This window comes from Fructobacillus sp. EFB-N1 (assembly GCF_001038455.1).
Lineage (GTDB): Bacteria > Bacillota > Bacilli > Lactobacillales > Lactobacillaceae > Fructobacillus > Fructobacillus cardui.
In genome coordinates, this window is record NZ_LDUY01000048.1 from 1 (window position 1) to 3929 (window position 3929).

The window sequence follows — 3929 nt, forward strand, 5'->3', positions numbered from 1 at the left end:
TCTTTGGGTTTTTATTTTAAATTTTCTCGTTCGAATTAATTATAGAATCTGCCAAATATATTGATTTAGAATATAAAATGTTTGTATCTAGCGAGATGAAAGATGTTTTTGGCAAATTCAATTTAAAAAAATTAGGTGCTACCGATATTGTTAATGATCCGGGATTTAGTCAATTAATTGATAATAATTTTTTTTATTTAAATGTGATACAAAATAATATGTTCGAAGACATATTGACTGGAAATAAGTTTATTAAAGACATGTATTTGGATAATATTTTCAGTTGGCGTGTAAAAAGCAAAGAAAGTATACAAGCAAAAATTGAATGGAATTTTGAGAAGGAAAAATCAACTAATAAAATACCGGTTATAAAGTGGTTGAATGATACATTCGGCATGAGAATAATTGTTTCTGATACTATCAGTGATGATGAATTGATCAAAATGCTTGAAGATTGTAAATGCAAATGTACTATGCGATATTATTTAAAAAAATATCCAAAAACTGGTCCGACTCTTAAATATCAGGCAATCCATTGTTATTTTAAAGAGAACAATAAAACTTTTCCATGGGAACTGCAAATTTGGAAAGAAAGTAATGCAAAAATGAATATATTTTCTCATACAGAACATGAACAAGCTAAACGTGATAAAATAACCATATGAAAGGGGGGACCACTATGGTATTTCATTTACTGGCAGTGTCAAAACAAAAAGAGAGTTTTCTAATTTACGATTACGTTACTGACAATGTCGAAGAGGTTATAAGTGAGTCCCGTAAAATCAGTATCAGTTCAATAAAAAACTTTGTTATCAGGTTTGTTACAACTGACTCAACCTCGTTCGAATCTGTTAAAGAAATTGATCCTTATTTTGAAGGCGCTCAAGTAATCAAAAAACGTGATGACTTTATTGCTATGTTGCAAGAAGATTTAAAGTTAACTAGTGTTGATGTGGCGGCTTATATACAAAAAAAGTATTGTTTAACTAGATTTCAGTTATTAAAAGTAATGTATTATTTGTACGCTGATTACTTAATAGAACATGGAAAACCATTATTTGATGCGAAGTTTGAAGTGTGGGATCGTGGTCCAGTTGAAAGCGAAGTTTATCAAATCGATAAGCATCATTCTTTAGAATGGCATCAAGCTGGAGACGTTAGAAGCAAAACTTTGAAATCGGAATATGTCTTAAAAACAATTGATGATAGCGTTAAAAAATATGCTGATTTTTTCAAAAATAATGGGATTAAAGGTTACGAGTTTGATGATGCTACTAATCCAACGCACAGGAGCGGAACCCCATGGTCTATCGTAAAAGAAAGAGACGGGAAAAATGCTATTATCGATGATGAAGTGATTAAAGCACATCACGATGTTGAAAAGATATCGATTTAACATATGGTCTAGGCCTGCTTAGTTGCAGGTCTTTTTTTTATGTCAAAATGATATAATTAATAAAGAGAGCGGCACAAACCTTACGAGGTATGTCGCGGAATTGACGGGGAAAACGCAGACGCGCGCCCGTCTTTTTTTGTGCAAAAATAAGCCTATTTTTATAGAAACTAGCGAAAACACTTGCATTATTATATAATAGATGGTATTATATAAATATAAAGAAAGGAGGAAATATGAGTAAAATAAAAAAACCTAAGAACGTTGAAGTAGCCTTTGAAATCAACTTCAAAATTCTTAAGTTCTCGATTACGATTAAGTGGTAAAAATACCACAGGGCGTAAGCCCTTTCGTGTACACTCATATTATCACATGATGAAAAAAATATATACTAGCAAAAATGGTAAAAAAATTACGATTGAAGTAACTAAGGGAAATAAGAAGGAAAGACAACAGTTTTATATCTTTATTGGAATTGTAGTCATTGCTATTGTTATATGTAAGGCAGTATTTTAAATGACAGATAAAAAAGTAGGGCGACCAGCAGAATACGAAAGTTCCACAACCGCTCAAAATGAAGCAAACAAGCGCTGGGCTGAAAAGAACAAAGAACACAAGAAGTATCTTTCATACCGAACTTATTCACGATCGTTCATTCGCAAGTTAGCAACAGAAGATGACCTCAATGAGTTAGAACAACTTATTCAGGAAAGAAGAGCCAACACAAACAATGATTAATGAATTGTGACGTTTTTATTAACAGTGACACTTTTGTGACACTTTTACTGATAAATGTTGATAAATAAGCGTTTTCAATACCGTTAGTCGGCATAAGGCTCGTAGAGCAAGACTTTTTTTTGTCGTAATTTTTTAATTTTTTGTTTACATCAACGGACTTTGGTGTATACTGAGGGAAATCAAATTTAAAGGAGGAACATTATATGTCATTCGAAGAAAAATTTGATGCAGCAAAGGATAAGTTGGAAGGTGAGGCTAAAGTGGCTGAGGGCAAGGCAAAGGAATTTGCAGCCGATGCTAAAGATGCCACCAAAGATTTTGCCGACAAAACAAAGGATGCTTTTAAAAAGTAGCTAGCGGACCTGGTGGGTGTCCAATAGTGATTCAAGGTAAGACGTTTTTAAATGTCTTACCTTTTTATGTACAATCAGTTTGTTCTGTGGTGGTTCGGTGGCGTTATTTGGCAAATAAACCAAAAGAAAAAGCCTCTAACAAAATGGCTAGAGACTGTTCACTTATTCCATTGTGACCAGTTGGCCCATAATGAGTGTCACCAGGGCTGGAATGAGTATGGCCAACCCGTCCAGGAAGGGAACAGTGACACTAATCAAGAGTGCTCCCAAGAAGAAGGTGGAAATCACTGTGGCAATGTCAATGGCCGTTTGTGCCATTTTAGTGTTGCCACGAAAAAGGCCTTCATAGAGGGCTGCATAGAATGTCCGGAAGTTGCCAGTCATCATCAGTGGCATAAATGGTTCCCCTTTGAGCTTGCGGAATTCTTGTAATTCGGCAGCAGCGGCAAAGGAAAGAATTGATGTGCCCACAAGGTTGGGAACGTGGTCCTGCAGGATTGCGGACAAAACAAGGATGGCCGTCATATACCAAAGGATGAAGCGGCGCTCAGCCGTCTTGCTGGCCCCCTTTTTTTCCAATCCATGCTGGATAACCTTGATTAAAAGGGTACCAAAGCCGAAAGTAAGGAGTGAAATCAGGTAGTGACTTGCCATTGAAAAGTGCATTTTGCCCACGTTAATGCCGAGCAAGATTAAGTTTCCGGTTTGTAAACCGGCAAAGACTTCACCGTGGATTAGATAAGAATAGGCATCTAGTGATCCGGCGGTGAAGGTTAAGAGACTTCCAAAGAGAAGTCGTTCATGTGATGGAAATAAATTTTTAGACAAATCCGTCACCTCCAATACGGATACTATTGTACTGTATTTTGCCTTGTTTGCGTGGATAAAGTGACTGATTTTCAAGGGTTATCAGACTTTTATGATAAAAATCACGATGACTCTTTTAACGTTTAAAAAGGAATGGCTCTGATAAAAGTGCTATACTCAACCTAGAATGAGAAGAAAAAGGGGACAGAATATGAAGTATGGGATGCGGACACCGAGTTTGAAGAAGTCAATTGCGGCTCGAACTTCCGGCCGGGCAACGCGGGCGGTTAAGAAGGCTTTAATTCCAGGTTATGGAACGAAGGGGCGGGGGTGGCTGAATCCCAAAAGGAAGGTTTATAACAAGGTTTATAGCAAAACGACATTTAGTTGGTTTGATTTGTTTAAATGAAATGCCGATTAGTGATGCTTACATGTAAAGATGGTCTTTAGAACAGACCCTAATATTAAAATAATTTTGACACCAATTAAGTAAAATTAAGGGGTCGATAAAATAACTAAGCCTTTATCTTCTAGATGAGGTTTTTTATTTGAGTCAACCATCGGTGACTAATTTTATTAAAAAGGCAGATTCTATAATTAATTCGAACGAGAAAATTTAAAATAAAAACCCAAAGAAT

At 35.8% G+C, this 3929-nt stretch carries 6 protein-coding genes; 5 read left to right on the plus strand and 1 reads right to left on the minus strand.

The genetic code is table 11. The features are described from left to right. The first annotated feature begins 95 nt into the window (after positions 1–95). The 4 genes from FEFB_RS07925 (at position 96) to FEFB_RS08935 (ending at position 2484) form a co-directional block, all read left to right on the plus strand. Entirely contained in the window at positions 96–665 is a 570-nt protein-coding gene (locus tag FEFB_RS07925) for a hypothetical protein (RefSeq protein ID WP_161795119.1), read from the plus strand. 14 nt (positions 666–679) lie between these two features. After that, positions 680–1396, plus strand: coding sequence for a Panacea domain-containing protein (locus FEFB_RS07930; RefSeq protein WP_047975709.1), 717 nt, complete (start codon positions 680–682; stop codon positions 1394–1396). Positions 1397–1909: 513 nt separating this feature from the next. Continuing rightward, positions 1910–2131 carry a hypothetical protein gene (locus FEFB_RS07935; protein ID WP_047975710.1) on the plus strand — a complete coding sequence of 74 codons (222 nt, stop codon included), beginning with the start codon at positions 1910–1912 and terminating at the stop codon, positions 2129–2131. 203 nt (positions 2132–2334) lie between these two features. Further along, positions 2335–2484 carry a hypothetical protein gene (locus FEFB_RS08935; protein WP_168779055.1) on the plus strand — a complete coding sequence of 50 codons (150 nt, stop codon included), beginning with the start codon at positions 2335–2337 and terminating at the stop codon, positions 2482–2484. A 162-nt stretch (positions 2485–2646) separates the two neighbouring features. Here the strand turns inward: FEFB_RS08935 and FEFB_RS07940 are convergent, their stop codons facing one another. After that, on the minus strand, positions 2647–3312 hold the full coding sequence (locus tag FEFB_RS07940; RefSeq protein ID WP_047975711.1) for a YoaK family protein: 666 nt from the start codon (positions 3310–3312) through the stop codon (positions 2647–2649). A 190-nt stretch (positions 3313–3502) separates the two neighbouring features. Here FEFB_RS07940 and FEFB_RS07945 point away from each other — a divergent pair, with 190 nt between their 5' ends. Continuing rightward, positions 3503–3700 carry a hypothetical protein gene (locus tag FEFB_RS07945; RefSeq protein WP_047975712.1) on the plus strand — a complete coding sequence of 66 codons (198 nt, stop codon included), beginning with the start codon at positions 3503–3505 and terminating at the stop codon, positions 3698–3700. Positions 3701–3929: the final 229 nt, after the last annotated feature.

What these genes read in the sequence shown, in the direction of transcription:
- FEFB_RS07935 (WP_047975710.1), top strand. Translation starts at nt 1,910, where the DNA reads ATGACAGATAAAAAAGTAGGGCGACCAGCAGAATACGAAAGTTCCACA.
- FEFB_RS07930 (WP_047975709.1), top strand. Translation starts at nt 680, where the DNA reads ATGGTATTTCATTTACTGGCAGTGTCAAAACAAAAAGAGAGTTTTCTA.
- FEFB_RS08935 (WP_168779055.1), top strand. Translation starts at nt 2,335, where the DNA reads ATGTCATTCGAAGAAAAATTTGATGCAGCAAAGGATAAGTTGGAAGGT.
- FEFB_RS07945 (WP_047975712.1), top strand. Translation starts at nt 3,503, where the DNA reads ATGAAGTATGGGATGCGGACACCGAGTTTGAAGAAGTCAATTGCGGCT.
- FEFB_RS07925 (WP_161795119.1), top strand. Translation starts at nt 96, where the DNA reads ATGAAAGATGTTTTTGGCAAATTCAATTTAAAAAAATTAGGTGCTACC.